This is a genomic window from Chitinophaga sp. CC14, assembly GCF_048957795.1.
Classification (GTDB): Bacteria; Bacteroidota; Bacteroidia; order Chitinophagales; family Chitinophagaceae; genus Chitinophaga; species Chitinophaga ginsengisegetis.
In genome coordinates, this window is sequence record NZ_JARBFY010000001.1 from 1611617 (window position 1) to 1636725 (window position 25109).

Below are 25109 nucleotides of genomic sequence, written 5' to 3' on the forward strand. Positions count from 1 at the left end.
AATCTCATGAAACACAAATCACTGAAATATATATTGTCCGTATCCCTTACCGCTGCAATGGTAACCGGCTGCTCCAAATTTGATAAGATCAATACCAACCCGAATAAAACCACGCAGGTAAGTTCTGCCATGCTGGCTACCAACATGATCCTGAGTATTACCAGGTCGGATATCAGTTCTGCCAAAAGCTTTATGCAGCCATACCTGTTGGGTAAATATCTTACCTGGGGAGAAGGCCAGGAAAATTTCCAGTATAATAAATTTGGAAGAACCAATTTTAACAGGATCGCTTTATTGCGTAATGTGCCGCCTATGATAGGTTATGCACCTGATGAAGAACTCCGGAAATCGTACAGCGCATTGGGACATTTTATCAGGGCCTGGCAATTTTTTCAAACCACCATACAGGTAGGCGATATTCCCTATTCACAGGCGGTGAAAGGAGAATCAGAGAATGTGATCCAACCGGGATATGATACACAGAAAGCCGTGTTTCTTGGTATCCTCAATGAACTCGACAGCGCCAATCTTCTTTTTGCAGCAGGGAAAGACTTCACCGGCGATCCGGTGTATAACGGTAAAGTGGATAACTGGCGCCGGCTGACCAACAGTTTTGAATTGCATGTGCTGATGAACCTCTATAAGAAAGCAGGTGACGCGGATCTGAAAGTGGTGGAGCGGTTTAAAGAGATCGTTGCCAACAGACCTTTAATGCGTTCGTATGCCGATAACTTTGCGCTTACCTATACGGCTGCAGCAGGACAAAATTATCCCTGGTCCGATGTGCCGGCCGGTTCAGGCAACTCCTTTGTAAAATCAAATTATACCATGCTGTCTGCCACGCTGATAGATCCGCTGAAAGCATTGCACGACCGCCGTTTGTTTTATTATGCAAAGCCATCGCCGGTGAAAATTGCAGCCGGTAAAACAGCAGATGACTATGATGCGTATGTAGGTGCAGAGCCATCCGACGCATTCCCTGCACTGCAATCTATCCGCTTGTCGAAAGATTATTCCGATCTGAACAGCCGGTATGTAAACCTGGTAAATGCAGAACCGGTAAGTGTTTTCAGTTATCCTGAATTACAGTTTGTATTGGCAGAAGCAGCGCTGCGGGGATGGATCACCGGTACTCCGGCGCAAAATTATTATGCCGCAGGTATTACCAATTCCATGAAATTCACCGCTACGTATACACCGGATGTAGAAGATTATCATCACAATATGAAAATAGATGATAGCTATATTCAGTCGTATGTAACGGCAGTAACACTCACCGGCAGTATGCAGCAGCAGTTGTTGCAGATCATAACACAGAAGTATCTCGCGGGATTCCTGCAGGGCTCCAACTATAACGCCTGGTATGAGCAGAGAAGAACGGGTTATCCGGTATTCAAATTGAATGCTACCACCAATCTGAATACGCCCGCTACGCAGTTCCCGGTAAGATGGCTTTATCCCGATAATGAGCTAAGCTATAACAACGCCAACCTCAACGAGGCCATACAGCGGCAGTTTAGCGGAAGTGATAATGTGAATAGTGTGATGTGGTTGTTGAAAGATTAATCTGCAATAAAAATAGCGGGCTGTTTTTTCAGTCCGCTATTTTTATTTTATAAAGATGTTCATCAATATACTTTTGAGTAGGTAGGGGAGCAGGCGTCGGGGTTTCTGTTTTCGAGGAACATGGCGTTGCTGGTAAACCTTACATAATAGGTGGGGGATTTACCGAGCAGCAGCGTCCACTCTTTTCCAAAAGAAGTAGTGGTTTGTTCAAAATGAAAAGTGTCGGTTACAATCAGTTTATCATCTACAAATAGCCGGTATTCTCTGCCCTGGAAGATCAATTCCTGTTTATCGGTAATGGGGGCGCCTTGTCCGCTGAAACATCCATCTATTTTAACCAGTCTCCATCGCCCTTCTACAGAAGTAAGGAGTGGCGCATCTTTCTTCTTACAGGCAGAAAAAACAATCAATGAAAATAGCATAATGAGGGGGTAATGAATCTTCATAGCGGGAATTTTTATTTGTTATTGCACGGGGTAAATAAGCTTTATGATCAGTTAAATATTTTATTGTTGATGATCGTCTGATTGATCTTTTCAAGGAAATCCACGAAGTAGGAGGGGCCACGCCAGTAAGGGGCTATATCTAAATAGATGCTGGTGCTGTCTGTTGGATTTTTTTGTACATAGATAAATGCCTGGAAGGCGCCATCGGCCGCACCACGGGCGGAGTAATTTAATATATTGGGATCCGCTTTTATAGCTGCACGGGGAAAGCTGCTGAGATAAGGCTTCAGGCTGTCGTGGATATTGCCGGACAATTTCACGGTGCTGCTATCATTATTCTTGTAGGTGATTACATAACTGGCGTCTGGGGTGATCTGAAGCTTTTTGAATTCAGTCATAGCCATATTGCCTCCTCCGTTAAACACAAACAGCGAAGTAGTGTCGGGAGTTTTATCTTTATCTTTTTTGCAGGAAAGAACGCAGAGAGATGCCAGCAGCAATACGGCTGCCAATGATTTTGGTAGTGTCATACAAAAAGCATGTTTTATTGAATGTATAGCGTAGAAACCGGGGGAAAAGTTACAGCGTTGGGAGGGGAAAGTATAGCTCGATAAGGGGAGAAAAAGCCACCTGACGTGGTAACACGTCAGAAAAATCTGAGAGAGGTACAAAAAATCGAGGCGCCTTAGTTCACTATTTTATTAGCGCAGCTGCTGCTGGCAAAGGCTTCCGGTTTGGCTTTAAAGGCAAAGCCCATACCCAGGATATAGCCCATTGCTTCCCGCAAAGCCAGGTTGCTTTTGAACTGAGGGTTCGTATTGATGTCTGCATGCACTTCCATGTCTACATCATATTCTGTAAACAGGTCGCACAGTTCATACGCAATTTCAATACTCTTCGCTACTTCTACCAGCATACGTTCTTTGATAGAATAGCGGTCTTTGGTTTTTTCATTGTGAATAAACATAAATCCGCCGTGACCTTCCCGGAGGAAAACAATCACTGTAGCGAATTCGGTATCTACTCCTTTTACCTGGGAATCAGTACCAATGCACACTTTCAGGCGAAACCCCTTTGCGGTTTCACGAACGATGGCTTGTCGTACTTCTTCCTTTACCGGAAGGTGGATAACCTCTCCATTAAATCTTCTCCATTGCATACATGTATAATTAAGGGTGAACATGCGTAATTGGGTTATGCTATAATGCCTGCCTGTTGAAGTAATTCCATGCGCTAATTGGGTCAACAATATGGGATGCGTTCATTCGGGGATAACAGCAATATTTACGAATATACGAAAAAGCTGTTAGCAATAGCCAACAGCTGTACATTAAAAAAATAAGAAGATTCAGAAAATAAAACGGCTAGAACTGACCCGTACTAAGCATTACAAGGGTACAGGCTTCTACTGGCTGAATATTATGTTCCCTGGCAATATCTTCCAGTTCAGGATTTTCTGCACCCGGATTAAAGATGATGCGGCGGGGTTGCAACTGCAGGATATAATCATAATATTCTTTCTGCGCCGCCGGATTCAGGTACATGGTCACCGTATCTACTTTCTCGAGCGGCGGATGTTCTGTAATCACCGGCGTATCACCAATGGCGGCAGCGCGCTTACCGATCGCCACTACCGGATGTCCTTTGGCAGTGAGCCGGTTCACGGCCAGGTTGCTGTATCTTTCCGGGTTAGGCGATGCGCCCAGTACCACGGTGAGCTTTTTATCATTGTTGGTTTCCATACAGCTAATTTACGGAATTCAAAACAAGTGATAAGCGCTCCGGGGCAGATGCGCCAGTATATCGCTGCATGCCCCGTCAAGTTCCGGGAATTGAAACGTAAAACCCTCCCTGGTAGCCCTGGCAGGCAGCACCCACCTGCTTTTCAGTAAAAGTTCCGCTTCTGTGCCTATCAGCATTGCGCCTGCTTTGAGTAAAGGAACAGGTGCCGGCAATCCAAACCGGTAACCCGCAGCGTGACGCAGCGTTTTCATGAATACCTTATTGGTGACCGGATGGGGCGCTGTACAATTAAATACACCGCTTAAAGCATCATTTTCGTATAGCCATGCCACCATCCGGCAAACATCGGTGATGTGGATCCAGGTGTACATCTGCTTTCCGCTGCCCTGGTGGCCTCCTAAACCGGCTTTTATGAGGTTCAGGTAGGGTTGCATCACGCCACCGGGTTTCCAGCCAAGTGTAATGCCTATACGTAATATTATTTTTCGTGTACGCGGCAGCGTAATGCTGTTGAACGATTGCTCCCATAGTTTACATACCTGTACAGAGAAATCATTTTCTATCTCCCCGTTAAATTCATCCATCGGGCGATCTTCCGCGTGCCGGTATATGGTGGCACTGCCAGCATTGATCCATACTTTGGGCGTGTTTTTCAGCGTAAGTATGGCCGCGCCCAATGCCCTGGTGGCATTAACCCTGCTGTTCACAATCGCCTTTTTATTGGATGCGTTATACCGGCAGTTCACACTTTTGCCGGTGAGGTTAATGAGCAAATCGGCATCTTCCAGCGCATGAATCCAGCTCCCCGGATGCTCTCCATCCCATTGCTCATAGCGGATACGCCCGGAAGAAGGACGTGCATGCCGCGTAAGGATAATGATGTCGTTACTTTCACCAAAGTACTCCACAAAACTGCTGCCTATAAAGCCGGTGCCTGCAGCAATAACAATACGTTTATTTTGCATAGAAGTGAACTTAAATCCGGGGAGGAGTGGTACTATGCCGGAGGGTAACAATACTTCTCCGTATAGTTAATGCCGTTATAGACAGTATCAGCGCCGGCAGCAGCAGAAAAAAACTGGCGTAAACAAACCCTGTAAAGATGCTGCTCCAAACGGTAGATATGGGATCCAGCCACTTGTCTGCCTGTACCATGAGAAATATGATGCCTGCAACACACAACTGTATGTACTGGAGTACCCGCAGCACTTTATCACGGGGGGCTTTTTTTCTTAGTATAAAATTGATAACACCAGCGGAGAGCTGCCAGATCAACAGCATGTAAAGAAGATACACTGTCCAGGATTCGGAGAAAATAACAAGATGTGTAATATCAATCGCACAAATAACAGTCAGGATCCCCTGGATAATACCATCTGCTATATAATATGACTTCATCTTTCTTTTTTTTATTTATTCGGAATTTTCAGAAATAAATGAAAGTATAGTCCAAAAAAAAATTACTTAATGAGTTTGATCAGGCTGCTGTAAAACCAGTTTTCTTCTGATTTAATAAATGCGCTGATTGTTTTATCTGTTTGTTGGGCAAACTTGGTGATATTGGAGATAGAATCCTTGAAGGCTTTCATTTCCTTGTCTTTCGGATCACCTTCCGCCTGTTGTAGCTGTAACAGCACTTTCATGATAGGATCCAGCTCACGCTTCTTCCTTTCACGGGCGATGTAGGTAGCTACTTTCCAGATATCTTTCTCTGCTACAAAAAATTCTTTTCTTTCTCCGGGAATCAGGATACGTTCTACCAATCCCCAGTTAATGAGTTCCCGCACATTCATGTTGGTATTTCCGCGGGAAATGTTCAGTTCCTCCATGATATCATCGGCACTCAACGGGTCAGGCATTACCAGCAGTAAAGCGTGAATCTGAGCCATTGTACGGTTAATGCCCCACTGGGCGCCCAAAGAGCCCCATGTTTGGATAAACTGCGCTTTTGCTTCCACTAAGTTCATGTAGGTTATTATTTTATAGCGTTTGACAATTTACAAGGCCAAATGTATACCAAGTTTTTGAACTTTCAAAAGCTAATGAAACATTTTACCGGTGAATGACGGGGGATACAGGCCCCGGTATCCCCGCTTTGTTTCATTATTGCCTCACAAAAGGTCGCCCCATTTTTGTAAGACGCCCCCAACAGTGTTTGATAATATTTCCGGATCCCGTAAATGAATTTCCTGATCCTGTAAATAGGCAGTACAGTAGCGCCATAGCTTTGCCCGCTATAATCCAACCAAGAGATATGCACAAACATTTATTATTGATGCTATGCATCCTGCTACAAGGATCATGGCTGTATGCACAGGAAAAAGCAAACATTACAGGACAGGTAACCACCTCCGACGGACAGCCGGCTCCCGCTGTAACCATAACGCTCAAAAACAGCCACCGCAGCGCTACTACCAATGAATCAGGCAATTTCATATTCCGCAACATGGAAGCCGGTCATTACCAACTGGAAATATCACTGACAGGCTACCAGGCAGTGGTGCAGGAAGTAACTGTAGAAAAAGGTCGCTCCGCAAATGTTACCATTGCACTCAGCATTCCTGTGAAAGCGTTACAGGCGGTGACTATTACCGCTAATAAACAACGGCTCACCAGGATCAGCAGTGAGTATGTGGCAAAGATGCCGCTGAAGAACATAGAAAACCCACAAGTATACACTTCCGTTACTAAAGAATTGCTGCAGGAACAAGTGGTGGTCAGCTACGCAGATGCTATCAAAAATATACCGGGCGTGGTAATGCAGCTGGAAAATAACAGCGCAGGCGGCACCGTTACCTCCAGGGGCTTTTCTACACAATCGTTTCTGCGCAACGGTGTACCGGGCATTATTGGTAGCGGTACTATCGACCCCTCAAATATTGAAACGCTGGAAGCCATCAAAGGACCGTCGGGAACCCTGTATGGTAGCAGCTTTGTTTCTTTCGGCGGGTTATTTAACAGGGTTACCAAAAAGCCTTTCGATCATTTCAAAGGAGAAGTGGCGTATACCGCCGGCAGCTATGGCCTCAGTCGCTTTACCACAGATGTCAACACACCACTGAATAAGGAAAAAACACTGTTACTGCGTGTGAATGCCGCCAAACACAATGAAGGCAGTTTCCAGGATGCGGGCTTTAAGTCCTATGTTTTCCTGGCGCCTACGCTCACTTATAAAATGGATGATAAAACCACACTGACCGTAGATGCTGAATACCGCAACGAAAAAGGCAACAGCTTTTACCGCATGTTCGCAGACGGCTCTTATGCTACCGGTGTGCGTAGCCCCAAAGAGCTCCGGCTGGATTTCCGGAAACGCTTTAGTGGCGATGATATTACCAACGCCAATACAGCGGCGAATCTGTACCTCACACTGGACCGGCAAGTCTCCGGACAATGGAGCAGTCATACCAACTTTACTTACCTCAGCTCTACCGCCAATGGTTTGAGCGGATACCTGAGCATGAAACCGGGCAATGATTCGCTGATCCGCACCATGAATTACACGGAATACAACAATGCCAATGCGATTGATTTCCAGCAGAATTTTAACGGTGATTTTAATATTGGCCATATGCGGAATCGCTTGGTAGCCGGTATCGACATTTACAGCGTAACCACTAAAAGCAGTGGCGCGCCCGGCATTACATTCGATGTGGTCAGTGCATCAAACCCGGGAGCTGCATATACCCAATTGACCAGGCTCGCGCTGCTGGACCGCTTTAAAGGATTGCCCTTCAACAAATCTATCGCGCAGCAAAATATTTACAGCGCCTATGTACAGGATGTGCTGAATATCACAGATCGCTTCCTGGTAATGGCATCTGTACGCATCGACCGGTTTGATAACCGCGGCACCAAAAATATTACCCGCGATACTACCACCGGGAAATATGCGCAAACAGCGGTGTCGCCTAAATTTGGACTCGTGTACCAGATCGTGAAAGATCAGCTCTCCCTGTTTGCCAACTACATGAACGGATTCCAGAACATTGCGCCGGTACTGCAACCAGACGGTACTTTCACCAGCTTCAAACCCAGCCAGGCAAACCAGTGGGAGGGCGGTATCAAAGCCAACCTGCTGGATGGTAAACTGAATGGAAGCGTCAGCTACTACCGCATCAATGTCAATAATATTACCCGTGCGGATCTGCCGGAGCGTCCTGCATACACTGTGCAAAATGGTACCCAATATAGTAAGGGGATAGAGGCAGAAATTACTGCTGTACCACTGAGAGGATTCAATATTGTGGCGGGTTATGCGTATAACGACAGCAAGATAGAAAAGAGTAATCCTACATTGGATGGTTTGCGCCCCATCAATGCGGGTCCTGCGCATACACTGAATGCATGGCTCAGTTACCGCCTGTTCCACGGAGCCTTGAAAGGGCTGGGCTTTGGCTTTGGCGGTAATTATGCCTCCGATAATAAAGTGATCCTGAGTACCATGAGTGAGTATGCGTTACCCGCATATACCATAGTAAATGCAGGCATTTCCTACGACAAGCCCCGGTTTGCGGTTGCTTTCAAGGTCAATAATATCAGTAACCAGGACTATTGGATAGGATGGAGTACTACTATTCCGCAGATGCCACGTAATTTCAGCGGCAGCGTTGCATTGAAATTCTGATCTGCCGGTAACCATAAATAACGAAGCCGTCTCTTGTATGGGAGACGGCTTCGTTGTATAGCTATTACATTAGTTTATACCAGCATAGTTACGGGGTTTTCCAGGAACCCTTTCAGGGTAGCCAGGAAACGTGCGCCTACCGCTCCATCCACGCTTCTGTGGTCGCAGCTCAGGGTCAGTTTCATGATGTTGGCTATTTTCACCTGGCCTTTCTCTACCACTGCAGTTTCTGTGATATTACCTACCGCCAGGATCGCTGAATCCGGTGGGTTAATGATCGCAGTGAATTCGTCGATACCCAGCATACCCAGGTTGGAAACGCTGAAGGTATTGCCGCTGAATTCCTGTGGCTGCAGTTTTTTGTTTTTGGCTTTGTCGTACAGGCCTTTTGCATCACTGGCAATCTGGCTCAGTGTTTTCTGATCTGCAAAGCGGATCACCGGTACAATCAAACCATCTTCAATAGCTACCGCAGAACCGATGTGTATGTGCTGGTTCTGACGGATAAAGTCGCCCATCCAGCTGCTGTTCACCGCCGGATGCTGACGCAGTGCCATAGCAGAAGCTTTGATCACCATATCATTGAAGGAAATCTTAACAGGGGAAATTTCGTTGATGGATTTACGTGCTTCCATCGCCTTATCCATATTCACATCTATTTTCAGGTAGAAGTGAGGAGCGCTGAATTTGCTTTCGCTGAGGCGTCTGGCAATTACCTGGCGCATTTTGGTCAGCGGGATATCAGTGAAGCCTTCCTGGCCGGCCGGTACAAAGGCAGGAGCAGCAGGAGCTGCGCTGCTTTGTGCTGCCGGAGCCGCTTTGGCTGCAGGAACATAGCTATCTACGTCTTTCTTGATAATACGGCCACCATCACCTGAGCCGGGAACCTGGCTGATGTCGATGCCTTTTTCTTCTGCCAGCTTTTTGGCCAGCGGGGAAGCTTTCACACGGCCATCGCCGCCGGTGGTGGTGGCTGCAGGAGCCGCCGCCGGAGCAGCAGTAGTGCCATTCTGTGAAGGAGCCGCAGCAGGGGCAGATGGAGCAGATGCAGCCGGAGCAGCGCCTTCGCCTGCCAGGATCGCATCTACATTAGTCCCCGGTTTACCTACAATGGCAATAATACCGTTTACTTTGGCCGCTTCGCCTTCTTTAACACCTATATATAATAAGGTACCGTCAGCATAACCCATCACTTCCATAGTGGCTTTATCCGTTTCCACTTCTGCCAGTACATCGTCATTCTTCACAGCGTCGCCTACTTTCTTATTCCAGGCAACTATTTTACCTTCTGTCATGGTATCGCTCAGGAGCGGCATACGGATAACAGTAGCATTTTTCAGCGCTTCTTTTAAAGCAGCGTCATCAGCAGGCGCGGCAGCAGCCGGAGCAGCCTGTGGTGCAGGTGCGGCAGCAGCAGGTGCAGCATTAGCGGCAGGAGCCGGAGCAGCAGCCTCTTTTTTGCCTTCACCTTCCAGCAGAGAACTGTAATCTTCTCCCGGTTTACCTACAATGGCAATAATTCCGTTTACTTTAGCTGCTTTTCCTTTTTCAACACCTATATAAAGGAGGGTGCCTTCTGCGTAACCCATCACTTCCATAGTGGCTTTATCCGTTTCCACTTCAGCTATTACATCGTCTGCCTTTACTGTATCGCCCACCTTTTTATGCCATTCCGCAATCACCCCTTCCGTCATCGTATCACTCAAAAGGGGCATTCTGATAACTTCTGCCATAGTGCTTTATTCAAAATTTTGTTCAAACCTACATGTTTTTGCGCAAAAACGCAAAGAAGGAATTGTAAACTGTTTAAAAATGTCTGTCTATCGTTAATATTTAATCAGCGCAATACGCTAGAAATCTAACTCCATGTTCAGCCGGTCTTTCAGCTCTTTCACCAGCGGGTATTTTTCCGCCATCTGCTGGAATTGCTCCCGGCTGGAAAGTGGTGCCGGACCTATGTCCTGCGTCTGCTGACTCTCATCCAGCTGGAGGGTAAGCACAATGGTAGGGTTGTTAAATTTCTTCTTCAGAAATTCAGCAATTACCAGCTTTTCTTCTTCCATAAACCGGAATTGTACAATGTTCCGGCTCACAATTCCTACCTCTGTAGTACCCAGCAGTTTCAGCTGCGCCAGCTGTAAATTACTTACCACCGTCATTTTGTTGGCCTGCCGGTACAGATCAATAAATTCTTCCCAGTACACATGGATCGCTCCCATCGTAAGTGGGGTGGACTGTACCTGGGTAGTACCCTGCTGTTTGGCGGCCATCGCTTCTTTCATGGCGGCAAGCCCTGTCAGCTTGCTGGCCGGAGCAGCGGCCGTTGCAGTTGTGCCACCAGCCGGAGGCGTAGCAACAGGTGCAGGTGCGGTAGCTGTGGCAGCCGGCTGACTGCCAACAGGCGTTGTCGTTACAGGCGCCGTTGCAGGCCCGCTGGTAACGGCGGTATGTCCGTTGGAAGGTACAGATGGGGTAGGCGCCGCGGGAGCTGGAGCAGGAGCTGTAACCGGAGCAGGAGCCGTTTGCTGTGGCGCAGGCGGAACCTGTGTTGGCTGAACCGGCGTGTCTACCGTTAAACGGGGGCCCGGCACCGTGCCGATACTCTCCGTTGTAGCCGGGTTCCCGGTAATGGTTTTAGCCGTTACCGGCTGGGCCACAGGCGCCCGCAGCTTTTGCGGGGGAGATCCATCAGCTACCAGCTTTTTTTTTGACACTTCCCCGTTGCTGTCATCGCTTACGAGGGTTACTGCCTGTTGCAGAAAACACAGCTTGATCAGTGCCATCTCCACATGCAAACGCTTGTTGCGCGCCATGCGGTAATTGATCTCAGTTTCATTCAGCAGGTGAAGGGCGGTGATCAGGTAAGCAGGACTCACCTGGCCCGACAACTGTTTATATCGTTCCTTCAGGTTACCGGAAACCTCCACCAGGTGAAGGGCCTTGTCTTCTTTACATAACAACAGGTTACGTAAAAACTCCGCCCAACCATTCAGGAAGTTATCTCCTTCAAAACCTTTCTGTAAAATTTCGTCAAATATGAGCAGGGCATTGGCTACGTCCTGTTGAAGCACGGAGGCCATTACCCGGAAAAAATAATCGTAGTCAAGAATGTTCAGGTGTTCCAGCGTATTCTGGTAAGTAAGATGCCCGCTTGTAAAGCTCACGATCTTATCCAGCGTACTCAGGGAATCCCGCATACACCCATCTGTTTTCTGTGCTACCAGGTGCAGGGCATCTGTTTCCGCCTGGATATGCTCTTTGGTGCATATCTCCTGCAAATGGTCCACGGTATCCTGTATGGTAATACGTTTGAAGTCGAAGATCTGGCAACGGCTCAGGATCGTAGGCAATATTTTATGCTTCTCCGTGGTGGCCAGGATAAAAATCGCATAGGACGGCGGCTCCTCCAGGGTTTTCAGAAACGCATTGAAAGCCGAGGAACTGAGCATGTGTACCTCATCTATGATATAGATCTTATATTTCCCTGCCTGTGGCGCAAAACGCACCTGTTCCACCAGGGTACGGATATCATCTACCGAGTTGTTGGACGCAGCATCCAGCTCGTGAATGTTGAACGAACTGCCCTCATTAAACGACTTACAGGAATGACATTCATTACAGGCTTCCCCATCCGGCTGCAGATTTTCGCAGTTAATGGTTTTAGCCAGGATACGCGCACACGTGGTTTTCCCAACTCCGCGGGGCCCGCAAAACAGGAAGGCATGCGCCAGCTGGTTATTGCGGATGGCATTTTTGAGAGTGGTGGTAATATGTGCCTGTCCTACTACAGTTGAAAAGTTCTGTGGACGGTATTTACGGGCTGAAACGATAAAATTCTCCATATGACTGCTACGCTTTCGCGAGCGCCGAAAATACGCACAAATTCAGTAAGAGAAAAATGCACAACAGGAACGGCGCTTCAACGGGTGTTATTCCCCGGTTCTAAAGTTAAAATAAATTCCAGATATGCCTTTTTTAATAATATGACGCCGTTGTTAAAATGTTCCATCATGGCGGAACTGATCTCATGCAATTCCTGGATAGCCACATAGTCGGGGATCATATCCTGTATAAAAGTACAATCATGTTCCCTGAACCGCTTCAGTTTTTCCTCCATACTTTCCGGGAAAGTTTTGAACAACGCCCCCTGCTGGATATTTTCCGTCATCATCCGGAAGCTCCAGCATTCGGCCGACAACTCATCAAAAAGCGCCGGCAGCGATTCCATATCCTGCTCGCCGGAATTAAATAACAGGCTGATACAATGAATAATCCTGATCACCTGCTCATTCAGCTGGTGGCCGGTTTGCTGATACTGCAGGATCTGGGTGTATTTTTCCCGGAGCAGGGCTGCCGTTGCCGGACTTTGCCGCATCGCCACGGTGTAATGATACCGGAAGGCTTGCTGGTCGTGTAATTGCAGCCACGCCTCTTCGGAGGCCACCTGCGCAGATAACATCCGGGCCAGCTGCTTTGCCCGCGCCGCACTGTATTTTTGCCCGTCAAACTCGAAATGACTGGTCTGAAACTGCCCGCTGCTGATAGCCTGCAACGTTTCGGCATCCTGGCGGTCACGGTAAAAAGCCCGCATCCTCGCAATATTATCCGGATGATACAACTCCTGTAAACTACCGGCTTCTATATCTTCCTGTGGCAACAGCCGGGTAAACTCCCCGTTAATGCCGGGAAATGGCCGGTTGTCATAGTAATCATTAAATGTTTTGGGGTATTCGTATAACCGGTGGCGTTGTGAAAGCTCTTCAATATAAGCAGCAGGAGTAATTTCCGTAAATGGTTCCTCACTGTTATGTACTGTGAAATTATATACCAGCGCAGTCATGTACTCCTGCACATTTTCCGGCTCATTAAAGAGGTTCCAGGCACTGATGCCGATTGGCTTACAGGAAACATTTGCCGCTGAATAATGCGCCTCCCTGGCTTCCCGCGAAAGATGTGAAGTCCATTGCTCGCGCAGCTGCACCCGGCTTTTAAGAAAAGTGTGGAAATAACTGTCGGTGATAACAGGCAGCCCGGCGGCATCCACTGCCAGGTGGTTTTGCGTGGCATAGTAACGGATCATGGCACGCTGCGCTGTGAAAATATTGGCAAACCGCAGCGTTCTTTCCGCCAGGTCAGGTAATTTATGAAAACAATGATCCAGGCAGTAACCACCCATTTCCACCCGGCGTAGACTGCTCACGGCCGTTTCAGTACTGGTAAGCCCTACCGCCACCGTATCTGCATGATATTCCATTTCGCGGCTTAGTTCCAGGTACTGGCGGTTAATGATCGCATATATTTTCCGCAATACATATTGCATCCCGTTCAGGATCCGTGTAGTAATATGGGCAAAAAAACTTAACAGGCTGCTGCCATTGCTCCAGCGTACTTCTATTTCATTCCACCGGTCATTTTCATACAGCATATTATACAACATCTTGTTCAACGCATAGATGTAGCTGCCGAGTTTCATACTACGCTGCGAGAAATGTGCAAACTCATACGCCAGCAACATCTTAAACTCGCTCACATTTACGCTGTTGATCAACCCTAACCCGATCTCCAGGTTTTTTCCCGCAGGCCAGAATAAACTGAGAAAGCTGGAATGATAAAATACCGCGGTATGCATATCCGGCACAATAAATACCTTCTTCGGAAAACTGATGCGTGTATCCTTCACCAGCTGCGTAATAAAATCAAATAAACGGGGATGATGATCCGGGAAAATCTGCGTACGGTAAGGGTTGTCTGCAGGACGTTTGTTAAAAAGAAATTTTATGAGAAAAAATAATACCATCCCTCCCAGTAAAATGAAACTGAGTCCGATGATGCCAGTGCTCCAGCCCGGATAAGTGCGGAATAACATGATCCCTCCTGACACACAGGCTACAGCCAGGGCAACGGCTGCAAATAATAACACCACGTAAAGAATAAAGAACAACACAACGCAGCTGATGGCTTTCATTATCTGTTGCCTAAATAGTAGCGTGGGCTCAATAAGTGCCAGATCCGCGTTATCAGGACACTCAGGGTATAAGTTGGTCATAACAAAACATCAGGTTAGATACGATCGTAACAGTAAAAGGGATCTAAATGTTATACAATATTCATAAACTTATGTACCCACGATGCCTCTCATATACTCATATGAGAAGTATATACCCCGCAGTGGCGGATTATTGTTATCCCAGGATCGGGTGCCTTTTAAAAGGAACAGAGCGGTCAAATAAGTAACGATACGTGGCCAGCCGTCTGGTGGGAGTAGCGCCAAGACCCTCCGCCACATTCTGCATCCTCGGGTTAAAATCGCCAATCCACTGCATTTCATAATCTTCGTATGGCGACATACCGCTTTGTATTAATTTCGCCCCTTCCACAATCATATACGCATCTACCCCCTTCCCCTGAAATTCAGGTACGATACCAAATATAATCCCCACCATTTTTTTGCAATAGCCGGTTTGCTTTAACCACAGGAACTTCAGCTTTTGCAACAAACCAAATTTCCCGTTCATATGTTTTATATACTGGTTCAGGTCCGGCAGGTTCAGCCAGATAGCCACAGGATCATCATTGTGATAAACAAACCAGGCAATCTTTTCATCCATCAGGGGCTTCATCTGCTTAAACAACGCCAGTACCTGTGCTTTCCCCATTTCTTTACCACCCATATGCTGCGCCCATGCCTTGTTATACACAATGCTGAATGCCTCGGCAAACCGTGGCAGATCATCCTTCCGGATATGCACTGCCCTGAATGCCGGATCAGCCTCAATAGCAGCATGCCGGCTAAAAAATTTGGGCAGCAGCTGATCACTTACCTTCATTCCATAACAAAGCTGGTTAAAGAAAAGTTGAAAACCATACTGTTCAAATAAACGGATGTAATAGGGAGGATTGAAATTCATACAGTATAATGGTTCATGAAATCCTTCTGTAAGCAATCCCCACCAGTTGTTGCGCTCCCCGAAATTAATAGGGCCATCCATTGCGCCCATACCTCTTTCCTGCAACCACTGTTTGGCCGTGTCAAAAAGCAGGTTGGCAGCTTCCTGCTGATCTATACAATCAAAGAAACCCACACCGCCCACCAGGCACTCATCTCCCTTTGTTTTATATTTCTTATTCACAAAAGCAGCAATCCTGCCGGCTAAACGGCCCTGCTCATCTTTTAAAATCCATCTGATACACTCCCCATGACGGAATGCCTTGTTTTTTTCCGGATCAAAAACTCCGTTAATATCTTTATCCAGCGGCCTTATCCAACCAGGTACATTTTTATTTAAATTCACATGCACGTCGATAAATTGCCGGGCTGTCTGTTCATTGTTTACAATAATCAGCTGCATTGAAACCATTTGTACAAATGTAATAAAAATGCATTGGCATTATTTTTTCTCTTTCCCCGGTATGAAAAGAACTTACGTTTATCCCGCCATACTCCTGTTGCTCATTGTGGTATTTACCCTGGGCTACTGTCAGCAACAACGCTACGTGCGCAAAGTGCTGTCTGAAAACCAGCGCCTGTGGAACGAAAACCGTGATCTGCGCAAAAGTCTTGATCAATCCGGGGCAGTGTCCCAACAAATCACCAATCACCAGGAACTCCGCCAAAGGGTAGCGGGCCAGTTTATAGAACGCAGGGCCTATTACCGGCGAAACTGGCAGCAGTTTATTGCCGTTACCGCCGGCGATTACCGCACCGGGCTGCTGGGAGGTATCAAAGACCTGGATATAATCGTGAGAAATCAAACAGAATACCCGCTGGACAATGTAGTGGTCAGCGTTTCCTATATGCGCAACAATAATGAAGTATTTAAAACAGAACGATATACTATCAGTAATATTCCGGAGAAAGGTACCCGCAGCATAGCAGCCTCCAACAGCCGCAAGGGAAGCAAGGTAGCCGTAAAGCTGATCAGCATTACCAGTCAGCCGATGAACTTCTGCTGGGCAGCCGATAAACCCGCTCCTGCCGGCAACCCCGATCCGTTCGAATGTGTACCGTCCGCTAAAAATGTACCCGCACCACCGGCACAGGATAATCAGTAACTTAGCCGCATGATCCGGCTAGTACCTACCACCATCGCTGATGAAGCGATAAAAAATCTATATGAAGAAGCCTTTCCTGAAGAGGAAAGAAGACCCTGGAACCAGCAGTTATCACTGGTAGCATCCGGAAAGCTGCAGCTGTTGCAGATTGCCCGTGAAGATGCGTTTGCGGGTTTTATATTTTACTGGAACCTTCCTGCATTCAGCTTTATAGAACATTTCGCTATCCATCCCGCTGCAAGGGGAGGAGGCGCCGGTACACAGGTAATGCAGCTGATGGAAGCGCAACTGAAAGGAATTGTACTGGAAGTAGAGCCGCCTGTAACGGAGCAGGCTATACGTAGAATTAAATTTTATGAACGCCTGGGTTACCAGACATTTGCTGAATCCTATTACCAGCCCCCGTATTATCCCCACTATCCGCCGCTGGAACTGCGCCTGATGCAGAAAGGATTACCGCCGGCCGCGGCAACGTTTCCTGATATTAAGAACCAGTTATATAAATACGTTTACAACAAATAAAAAAAGTACGAATGATATACAGGGCATTAATGATGTAATCTCACAAACATCTTTGCCGCTGTTATCATTCGTACTTTCGTTATATCAAAGGAGGTTTATCCTACACGTGAAGGACGTTCTCCCTGTTGTCTGGGCTGTTCCTGTTGCCGTTGGGGTTGTTGCTGCTGCTGTTGTTCCCTTTGAATCCTTTGCTGCTGCTGTTGCTGTTGTTGTTGAGCCCTTTGCTGTTGTTGCTGTTGTTCCCGCTGTACCCTCTGCTGTTGCTGTTGTTGCTGTTGTTGTTGCTGCTGTTGAGCCCTTTGCTGCTGTTGCTGTTGTTCCCGCTGCACTCTCTGCTGCTGCTGTATCTGCTGTTGTTGTTGCTGCTGTTGTACCCTTTGCTGTTGCTGTTGCTGTTGCTGTTGCTGGTCTCTCTGTATCCTTTGCTGTTGTTGCTGCTGCTGTTGCTGTTGAACCCTTTGTTGTTGCTGTTGCTGTTGTATCTGTTGCTGTTGTATCCTTTGCTGTTGCTGTTGATCAGCAGCCCTGTCAGGCGTTACCCTTGATGGTCTGTTAAAGTTGCCCGGCGTATTATTATTCGCCGGATTTGTTGGATTCACCGGTTGGGTAGTAGTTCCCTGTCTTACCCTTCCTCCATTGTTATACGGAGGTATATTCCCGGTGTTATTATTCGCCGGCTGATTCACTTCACCAGGGCGTACCCGGTTACCACCATTGTTATTATTACCCGGGTTATTATTCCCTGGTTGGGTAGTATTGCCCGGTGTAACACGGCCTGGGCGGTTGTTGTTATTGTTATCTACCGACTGTACCGGTCTTGTACGGTCCACTTCACGTCCCCGCTGAATAGCTGCGGCATCCGGGCGGTAAATACGCAATTGATTATTTTCCAGTCTTCCTCCTGTACCCGGTCTGTTGGTGTTTTCCACTCTTACTGGTCGTACTGCCTGGCCTGAATAACGTTGCACCTCATTGGCGCTCGGGCCGGCATATACTCTTCTTCCTCCGTAATTGTTGGTGTTGTTGATAACAGTGGTATTGTTAATAATGGTAACGTTTCTGCTGTTATTAACATAGTAGTTATTGATCCGCGGGCTGTTGATGTACTGCCGTGGTACAAATGCCCAATAGCTGGCCGGCGCATTGTATGAATATTGCGGTCCCATTGGCGCCCATCCATAATAGTCGCCACCTGTTCTCCAGCTAACCCATGCCGGACCCCAGTCGTAACCTGGTACCCACATCCAGCCCTGGAAATCGTCGTATAACCAGCGGCCATAGTGGAAGGCTGCCCAACCCCATGAGTAATCAGATACCCAGGTCCAGCCGTAGTCGGTGTATACCCAGTGTCCGTTTGTATAGTAAGGGCGGAAGTCAGCTCCTGCATTAGGGATCCATACCCTGTCATATCCGGGATAGCTTACCCAGCGGCCGTAAGGACTCAATTCATCATAAAAGGAAATAGATCCGCTCACCTGTACCTGCGGTCCGCTGGAATAGGAAGAGCCATATTGATCATCATATCCGGGTGCATATGTAGATGCACAACTGCTGACGAAAAAGCCTATAAATAAAAGTGATATTCCTGTGTGTTTTAATAAACTGTTCATAACTCCTGTTTTTTAGTCCTGATAGGTATTGTTGTTTTAAGACTCTGGAGATGTAATGAATGCTGTGGTAAAATTGTATTTATATCAACAAGCATTTTTAGATGGTCTGTGAATAAAGTATAGAAGGCGGAATCATTTTAAATTGTTAAAGGATTATGTTAAAATTTTTATAACGCTTTTCTGCAGTTACCGCGCTATATACAGTATAAGACAAAAATGATTCCAATTTCGTAACCGCTGTAAGAGCTTGCATTACAGCGGATAACAGAAGCATATACGGAATAATAAAACATTCCTGTAATATTGCAACAGCTCACTTAAATTCAAAGATGGCTTCCTTTTTCAGTATTCATCATATTTTCTTTACAACGCTGGGGTATTCCGTCAGTTACGTGGAGTTTATAGGTACCGTTACCGGCTTATTATGTGTATGGCTGGCTGCAAGAGATCATATCCTCACCTGGCCGGTAGGATTGATCAATGTGAGCTGTTTCTTTGTACTGTTCTGGCAGTTGCAGTTGTATGCAGATATGTTCCTGCAGGTATACTTTTTTGCCACCGGGGTGTACGGATGGATCTTCTGGTACAGGAAGCAACCGGAAAATGAACCCGTGTATGCACTGTCAAACCGTTCCCGCTGGTGGCTGGGAATCGCTGCCCTGCTGTTGTCTGCCGCTACCGGTTATGTTATCAGCCGGCTGCACCTGTGGTGGCCGCGCGTATTTGAACATCCTGCGGCATGGCCTTATACCGATTCACTGGTGGCCGTTTTAAGCGTGATCGCCAATATCCTGCTGGCTAAAAGGATCTGGGAAAACTGGCTGCTATGGGTAACGGTAGATGCTATAGCTACCTTTATTTATTTTCAGAAAGATGTAAAGTTTCTTGGAATAGAGTACTTTATTTTGTTCATCATTGCCGCTATGGGACTGGCAAAATGGTGGAAAACATATCAACAACAACTCATCAATAAATAACCCTATGCTTACTTTTAAACAAAAGCTCCGTCGTGTAACCCTTACGTTTATAGCCGTTTTTGTAGTAATGTTCCTGTGCAGGATCACGTATGGCTACCTGTATAAAAGCCGCCAGTACGAAGAATCCGGTGGTGGTGATTTTTTATCCGGCGTAATGAAACACCGGAAGAATTATGCGTCTGAAAAAGTAAAAGCGTTCAATCCGCAGAATAATGCACCGGATATGATTTCCGGTAATCAGAAGTATGAAAAAGTAGCCAACGTGCGGGCGAAATCATCACAGTTTTCAGAAGATGAAAAACTGCTGCACCGCACCATCAAAAAATTTGATGCCATTGTGCAGTACGAGCAGCAATCCGGCAACAGCGGGAACCGCCAGGTACAAATGCTGATAGGTGTTTCGCCGGAAAAATTCGACTCGTTTTACCTGGCAACACAAGGGATCGGTGAAATCAAATCTACCGAAATAACCAAAACAGATAAAACCAGCGAATACCGTAAACTCAATGCCCAAAAGGTTTCCCTGGAAAATTCATTGGTTTATTTTAATGAACTGAAAAAGAAAGAAGGAAAAATAGAAGACTTTATCCAGCTGCATAACCAGATCTATGAAGTGGAGAAAGAGTTACAGGGCCTGGGAGTAGAACTGGGTAACTTTGCAGAAGAGAATGAGTTTTGTACTGTGCAGTTCTCCATGTATGAAGGCGCTGCCGTGAAAGGCATTGCTTTTATTACCCGTGTGAAAGTAGCGCTGGAATGGACTATCAAATATTATGCGGTGCTGGTGGCGGCAATTTTCTTTACCGCAGGAGGCGCGTGGTTTTTACTGAAATTGTGGGAACTGGTGAATGGCTGGATCCTGTCTCTTAAAAAGGATTAAAATAAAATGGCGGAGTCCCCACTCCGCCATTTTGTACTTACACGGTGTACTCACCCACTTTTGTGCCGTCGTCTCTCAGCATGGTTAATACCAGTTTCTGCTGATCGGCTTTTATCTTTATCAGGGTACGATTCCCATCTTTTGGCCCGCCGCCAATAATAAGCGGGTATTCATGCTGTCCTTTTGCCGGGGCATACACACCGTATTTGTGGGTATGGCCGCAAATGAGGATATCAATTTTATGTTTGTTAAAGAGGCCGCCAAACATTTCGCGGCAATGTTTTACGCCATGCCATTCGCCGGATTGATAGTGTGGGATGTGCATCATCACTACCTTATGTTTTGCTTTCCGGAAAGCAGGGCTTTGCAGCTGTTGTTCCAGCCAGCGGGCCTGTTGTTCCCGGTAGGCGTCGAAGTCAACGATGCCTGCATATACGGGATGTTCATCTTCTTTATCTTCTCCTGTATCCAGCACAATAGCCGATACAGGTCCTATGTTAAACGTGAAATAGTTGTTGTGGCCCGGGTTATCAAAATACTGGTGCCATTCCCGGGCATATTTACCACGGGTTTCGTGGTTCCCCCGCACATACATAAACGGGGTTTGTGTGGAAAAGGTATCGCCGCAGGGAGTGAGCATATGGTCAATGATCTGTTGCTCATCGGCCTGGTAGTCAAATACATCTCCGTTAAAAAACACGAAATCATACGGATCATCGCCGTTCAGCTTCATCAGGTGGGGGATAGAAACCGGCCGGTCGTGGATATCATTAATGATTACCCAGGAAACTTCCTTCGCCTGTGGATCGGGGGCCGTAAAAGTATAGGTAGCGCTTTCTATCGTTTCGCCATAGGTGAGCTTATACGGTTCAAAGGAAACAATATCTTTTGAGCACACCTTATAACTATACTTTTTCCCCGGTTCCAGCTGTTCCAGCTCTATGCGGTGGAGGCGGTTATTGGCGTCTACCAGTCCGTTGGTTACGCGGTGTGCTTTTTTGTTCAGCTGGCCGTCTGTTCCATATTCCACCCAGCTGTAGCAGGGGCGGCTGGTGAGCCACATCACGGAAATGGTGTGCGGGCCGGGATACTGGAGATAAGGTTTGCAGAGAAAAGCGTGTTCTGGTGCTGCTGTGGGTGATGTTGCTGACAGGATGCCAGCTTTGGCGGCGGCCGGTACAACTTCGGTGATGCCCAGTAATCCTGCTTTGGAAAGGTTGCCGAGGAATGACCTTCGGGATTGTTCACTGTTTGATTTTATCATATTTATATATTGTATATATCAGGATAGCGATTTAAAAATAGCAAAGGAATTAAGAAAAGGCAGCTATTTTTATATGAATGGCGGCAGCCTGCACACGTTATTTATGAATAATGAAAAAATATAATTTGATAGGCTGCGCTTTACATTGCCGGGGTATAAAACTTTATTAATGATAAAATCGGCGAAAAATGCGGTGGGAAAAGGTTTTTTTTCATCATTAGCGTTTTGATTTTCACCCATTAACTCTTACCTTTGCGGCAAATTTTGGAAACTGTATGCAATGCAATTGTGTGCGGTTTTTGGAACAGTAACATTTTAGTATTTTTATAAACCTCTTTAAAAATATGCCTAACACAGGTAAGATCAAACAAATTATCGGTCCCGTGGTGGACGTGCACTTTGATGACAAATTGCCCGAAATCTACAGCGCATTGGAAATTACCCGCGAAAATGGTCAGAAGGTAGTATTGGAAGTACAGCAGCACCTGGGTGAAGACAGTGTTCGTACAGTGGCGATGGACTCCACCGACGGTATGGTTCGTGGCATGGCTGTAGTTGATAAAGGCGCGCCTATTAAAATGCCGGTTGGCGACCAGGTGAAAGGACGTTTGTTCAATGTGGTAGGTGAGGCGATTGACGGTTTGGGTGATATCGATGCTTCAAACGGTTACCCTATTCACCGTGAGCCGCCTAAATTTGAGGATCTGGCTACCGAAACAGAAGTACTGTTCACTGGTATTAAAGTAATTGACCTGATCGAACCCTATGCAAAAGGTGGTAAAATCGGTTTGTTCGGTGGTGCCGGTGTGGGTAAAACTGTATTGATCCAGGAACTGATCAATAACATCGCAAAAGGTTACGAAGGTTTATCCGTATTCGCCGGTGTTGGTGAACGTACCCGTGAAGGGAACGATCTGATGCGTGAAATGATCGAAGCAAACATCGTTAAATACGGTGACAAGTTTAAAGAATCAATGGAACACGGCGACTGGGATGTTGCCGCTGTAGATAAAGAATTACTGAAACAATCACAGGCTACGTTTGTGTTTGGTCAGATGAACGAACCACCGGGAGCACGTGCGCGTGTAGCCTTGTCCGGTTTAACACTGGCAGAATATTTCCGTGATGGAGATGGTACTGCAGGTGGTGGTAAAGACATCCTCTTCTTCGTAGATAACATCTTCCGTTTCACCCAGGCAGGTTCTGAAGTATCCGCACTGTTAGGCCGTATGCCTTCTGCGGTGGGTTACCAGCCAACACTGGCTACTGAAATGGGTCTGATGCAGGAACGTATCACCTCCACTAAAAATGGTTCCATCACTTCCGTACAGGCCGTTTACGTACCTGCGGATGACTTAACGGATCCGGCTCCGGCTACAACCTTCTCCCACCTGGATGCTACCACCGTATTGGATCGTAAGATCTCCGATCTCGGTATCTACCCGGCTGTGAGCCCGCTGGACTCTACTTCCCGTATCCTGTCTCCGGCTATCGTGGGTGAAGCTCACTATAACTGTGCACAGCGCGTGAAAATGATCCTGCAACGCTATAAAGAACTCCAGGATATCATCGCCATCCTCGGTCTGGATGAATTGAGCGACGAAGATAAGCTGACAGTATCCCGTGCACGTCGTGTACAACGTTTCCTGTCCCAGCCTTTCCACGTAGCAGAACAGTTCACCGGTCTGAAAGGCGTACTGGTTCCTATCGAAGAAACTATCCGTGGCTTTAACATGATCATGGACGGTGAAGTAGATGAGTATCCTGAAGCAGCCTTCAACCTCGTAGGTAACATCGAAGCAGCTATTGAAAAAGGTAAGAAATTACTGGAAGCAGCGAATAACTAATTAAGTCAATGATCCCGGTTCCGCCGGGATCATTACCCTTCACCATTTACGATCATCAACATGCTATTAGAAGTATTAACACCTGAAAGAAAAATATATGCCGGAGAAGTGTACGGAGTACAACTGCCGGGCATTGACGGTTCTTTTGAAATACTGGATAAACATGCGCCATTAATTGCAGCCCTCGGAAATGGTAAAATGAAAGTGCTGAAAGATAAAGCTCATGCAGAGTTCTATACCATCAGCGGCGGATTCGTGGAAGTGTTGCGCAATAAGGCTACCGTACTCGTAGAAGGCGCTGTAGCAGTGGAAAAATAAGCATACCAGCAAAATATAATAACCAGGCCGGGTAAGAATACCCGGCCTTCGTTTTGTCCTAACTATTCCAATCTTAGATGACCCGGTTAAGGACAGGACTGTCCACCGGGATTTCCTCCTATTCATTATGTACAATATATTACCTGCACGGCTATACGAGATAGCCGCAGTAACTACGTGTACATTAATAGACAGCCTTATCAAGGCTGTTTATATTACCTAATGAATATGCCTTTGACGATAATCAGTTAGTGATCAGGTAAATGCTGGTATCGGTCTATAGAAGGAGCAAACAATTTTCATAGGTTTTGCCTTCATAGGTGTATCTTATCGGTTATTAAATTACCTGAAAACGGGCTATGTAGCTGGTTTGATTCACCAATTACTTTAGCAAGATATTTAATTTGTTTTAAATAAACAGCATTCCTCCTGTTCATTTTTCACTTTAAATACCAAGCCCAGCCCATCTCCTTCTGTGTCAGAATATTACCATTAATTTAAGGAAGGATCAATTGGATAATTTGCCATCATGGCAAAGGTACTGCCAAGATTTTTAAGGGATTGCTGCCATATTTGCTGCTCCCTGCGCTCAAATATCAGTGAAGTATCGGTGTCAGACAGGATCCAGGATTTCTCCTTTACCTCTTCATCCAGCTGCCCCTCGGTCCAGCCGGAATAACCAATAAAGAATTTTACCTTATTAGGCTCCAGTAAACCCTTATTGATGGCGTCCACCACATGGTCAAACCTGCCACCCCAGAACACGCCAGGCAGTATCTCCTGCCCGCCGCCGATCAGCTCCGGATGCCGGTGCACAAAATGAATGGTATCCATCTGTACAGGACCGCCATAATACACCGGGATATTACTAATCAATACCTCAGGCACAAGATCACTAAGCGTTTGATCAAACAACTTATTGATTACAAAGCCAAAACTGCCTTTTTCCTGGTAATCACAAAGGAGTACTACCGTGCGCGCAAAATTTGGATCTTTCAAAAATGGATCAGCTATCAGCAAAATGCCGGGCGACAAAGTTACCATAGACAAACAATTTTATAGCCTGTTCAAATTTAACTAAATGATTGAATAGTAAAGAAAAAAGAAAATTAAAGAGGAAAGTAGGAAAAATAAAAAAAGGAGGCTAGAAAACCTCCTTACCATTTTATCAACCAAAATCTAAATCGCTTATGGAACGAATCCACATCGATGTATGTAGAAAGTTTAATTACTTTGTTATGATCTTGAACTAATCAA

Annotated in this window: 22 protein-coding genes; 8 read left to right on the plus strand and 14 right to left on the minus strand. The window is 46.4% G+C overall.

Annotated features, from left to right (window positions below):
• The first annotated feature begins 6 nt into the window (after positions 1 to 6).
• Positions 7 to 1566, plus strand: a complete 1560-nt coding sequence (locus PV783_RS06765) for a SusD/RagB family nutrient-binding outer membrane lipoprotein (RefSeq protein ID WP_420987487.1) — start codon at positions 7 to 9, stop codon at positions 1564 to 1566.
• 62 nt (positions 1567 to 1628) lie between these two features.
• Here the strand turns inward: PV783_RS06765 and PV783_RS06770 are convergent, their stop codons facing one another.
• The 7 genes from PV783_RS06770 to PV783_RS06800 form a co-directional block, all read right to left on the minus strand.
• Positions 1629 to 2012, minus strand: coding sequence for a hypothetical protein (locus tag PV783_RS06770; protein ID WP_420987488.1), 384 nt, complete (start codon positions 2010 to 2012; stop codon positions 1629 to 1631).
• 47 nt (positions 2013 to 2059) lie between these two features.
• Entirely contained in the window at positions 2060 to 2542 is a 483-nt protein-coding gene (locus PV783_RS06775) for a hypothetical protein (protein ID WP_420987489.1), read from the minus strand.
• A gap of 155 nt (positions 2543 to 2697) precedes the next feature.
• Positions 2698 to 3171, minus strand: coding sequence for a ribonuclease H-like YkuK family protein (locus tag PV783_RS06780; protein ID WP_079470056.1), 474 nt, complete (start codon positions 3169 to 3171; stop codon positions 2698 to 2700).
• Between the two features lie 205 nt (positions 3172 to 3376).
• Positions 3377 to 3754, minus strand: coding sequence for a CoA-binding protein (locus tag PV783_RS06785; protein ID WP_079469475.1), 378 nt, complete (start codon positions 3752 to 3754; stop codon positions 3377 to 3379).
• Between the two features lie 18 nt (positions 3755 to 3772).
• The gene (locus PV783_RS06790; protein WP_420987490.1) at positions 3773 to 4720 is read right to left on the minus strand and encodes a TIGR01777 family oxidoreductase; all 948 of its coding nucleotides are present in this window, start codon (positions 4718 to 4720) and stop codon (positions 3773 to 3775) included.
• Between the two features lie 10 nt (positions 4721 to 4730).
• A complete protein-coding gene (locus PV783_RS06795; protein ID WP_420987491.1) occupies positions 4731 to 5153 on the minus strand; it encodes a hypothetical protein in 423 nt (140 codons plus the stop codon).
• Between the two features lie 62 nt (positions 5154 to 5215).
• Positions 5216 to 5722: a GbsR/MarR family transcriptional regulator gene (locus PV783_RS06800; RefSeq protein WP_079469472.1), complete on the minus strand. Its 507-nt coding sequence runs from the start codon at positions 5720 to 5722 to the stop codon at positions 5216 to 5218.
• Between the two features lie 287 nt (positions 5723 to 6009).
• On the opposite strand from PV783_RS06800, the gene PV783_RS06805 reads away from it, so the two are divergent.
• Positions 6010 to 8382 carry a TonB-dependent siderophore receptor gene (locus PV783_RS06805; protein ID WP_420987492.1) on the plus strand — a complete coding sequence of 791 codons (2373 nt, stop codon included), beginning with the start codon at positions 6010 to 6012 and terminating at the stop codon, positions 8380 to 8382.
• 74 nt (positions 8383 to 8456) lie between these two features.
• Here PV783_RS06805 and PV783_RS06810 read toward each other — a convergent pair whose 3' ends face one another.
• The 4 genes from PV783_RS06810 to PV783_RS06825 all read right to left on the minus strand — a co-directional run bounded on the left by PV783_RS06810 (position 8457) and on the right by PV783_RS06825 (position 15731).
• A complete protein-coding gene (locus tag PV783_RS06810; RefSeq protein ID WP_420987493.1) occupies positions 8457 to 10115 on the minus strand; it encodes a pyruvate dehydrogenase complex dihydrolipoamide acetyltransferase in 1659 nt (552 codons plus the stop codon).
• A 117-nt stretch (positions 10116 to 10232) separates the two neighbouring features.
• Positions 10233 to 12224, minus strand: a complete 1992-nt coding sequence (locus PV783_RS06815) for a DNA polymerase III subunit gamma/tau (protein ID WP_420987494.1) — start codon at positions 12222 to 12224, stop codon at positions 10233 to 10235.
• Positions 12225 to 12301: 77 nt separating this feature from the next.
• Positions 12302 to 14428: a M48 family metallopeptidase gene (locus PV783_RS06820; RefSeq protein ID WP_420987495.1), complete on the minus strand. Its 2127-nt coding sequence runs from the start codon at positions 14426 to 14428 to the stop codon at positions 12302 to 12304.
• Between the two features lie 136 nt (positions 14429 to 14564).
• Positions 14565 to 15731: a hypothetical protein gene (locus tag PV783_RS06825; protein ID WP_420987496.1), complete on the minus strand. Its 1167-nt coding sequence runs from the start codon at positions 15729 to 15731 to the stop codon at positions 14565 to 14567.
• 61 nt (positions 15732 to 15792) lie between these two features.
• Between PV783_RS06825 and PV783_RS06830 the strand changes: the two genes are divergently transcribed.
• Both PV783_RS06830 and PV783_RS06835 read left to right on the plus strand, forming a co-directional pair.
• Entirely contained in the window at positions 15793 to 16434 is a 642-nt protein-coding gene (locus tag PV783_RS06830) for a hypothetical protein (protein WP_336387463.1), read from the plus strand.
• Positions 16435 to 16443: 9 nt separating this feature from the next.
• The gene (locus PV783_RS06835; RefSeq protein WP_420987497.1) at positions 16444 to 16956 is read left to right on the plus strand and encodes a GNAT family N-acetyltransferase; all 513 of its coding nucleotides are present in this window, start codon (positions 16444 to 16446) and stop codon (positions 16954 to 16956) included.
• Positions 16957 to 17051: 95 nt separating this feature from the next.
• Here the strand turns inward: PV783_RS06835 and PV783_RS06840 are convergent, their stop codons facing one another.
• Complete coding sequence (locus tag PV783_RS06840) at positions 17052 to 18566, minus strand: DUF6600 domain-containing protein (protein WP_420987498.1); 1515 nt, start codon at positions 18564 to 18566, stop codon at positions 17052 to 17054.
• A 329-nt stretch (positions 18567 to 18895) separates the two neighbouring features.
• Here PV783_RS06840 and pnuC point away from each other — a divergent pair, with 329 nt between their 5' ends.
• Positions 18896 to 19543: a nicotinamide riboside transporter PnuC gene (gene pnuC, locus PV783_RS06845; RefSeq protein WP_420987499.1), complete on the plus strand. Its 648-nt coding sequence runs from the start codon at positions 18896 to 18898 to the stop codon at positions 19541 to 19543.
• A gap of 4 nt (positions 19544 to 19547) precedes the next feature.
• Entirely contained in the window at positions 19548 to 20423 is an 876-nt protein-coding gene (locus PV783_RS06850) for a DUF4349 domain-containing protein (RefSeq protein ID WP_363431149.1), read from the plus strand.
• A gap of 37 nt (positions 20424 to 20460) precedes the next feature.
• On the opposite strand, the gene PV783_RS06855 is transcribed toward PV783_RS06850, so the two are convergent.
• A complete protein-coding gene (locus PV783_RS06855; RefSeq protein WP_420987500.1) occupies positions 20461 to 21687 on the minus strand; it encodes a metallophosphoesterase in 1227 nt (408 codons plus the stop codon).
• Between the two features lie 344 nt (positions 21688 to 22031).
• On the opposite strand from PV783_RS06855, the gene atpD reads away from it, so the two are divergent.
• Together atpD and atpC are read left to right on the plus strand one after the other, a co-directional pair.
• Positions 22032 to 23534, plus strand: a complete 1503-nt coding sequence (gene atpD, locus PV783_RS06860; RefSeq protein ID WP_079469460.1) for a F0F1 ATP synthase subunit beta — start codon at positions 22032 to 22034, stop codon at positions 23532 to 23534.
• A gap of 60 nt (positions 23535 to 23594) precedes the next feature.
• Complete coding sequence (gene atpC / locus PV783_RS06865; protein ID WP_079469459.1) at positions 23595 to 23852, plus strand: ATP synthase F1 subunit epsilon; 258 nt, start codon at positions 23595 to 23597, stop codon at positions 23850 to 23852.
• A 492-nt stretch (positions 23853 to 24344) separates the two neighbouring features.
• Here atpC and PV783_RS06870 read toward each other — a convergent pair whose 3' ends face one another.
• Positions 24345 to 24896 carry a YqgE/AlgH family protein gene (locus PV783_RS06870; protein WP_079469458.1) on the minus strand — a complete coding sequence of 184 codons (552 nt, stop codon included), beginning with the start codon at positions 24894 to 24896 and terminating at the stop codon, positions 24345 to 24347.
• Between the last annotated feature and the right edge of the window lie 213 nt (positions 24897 to 25109).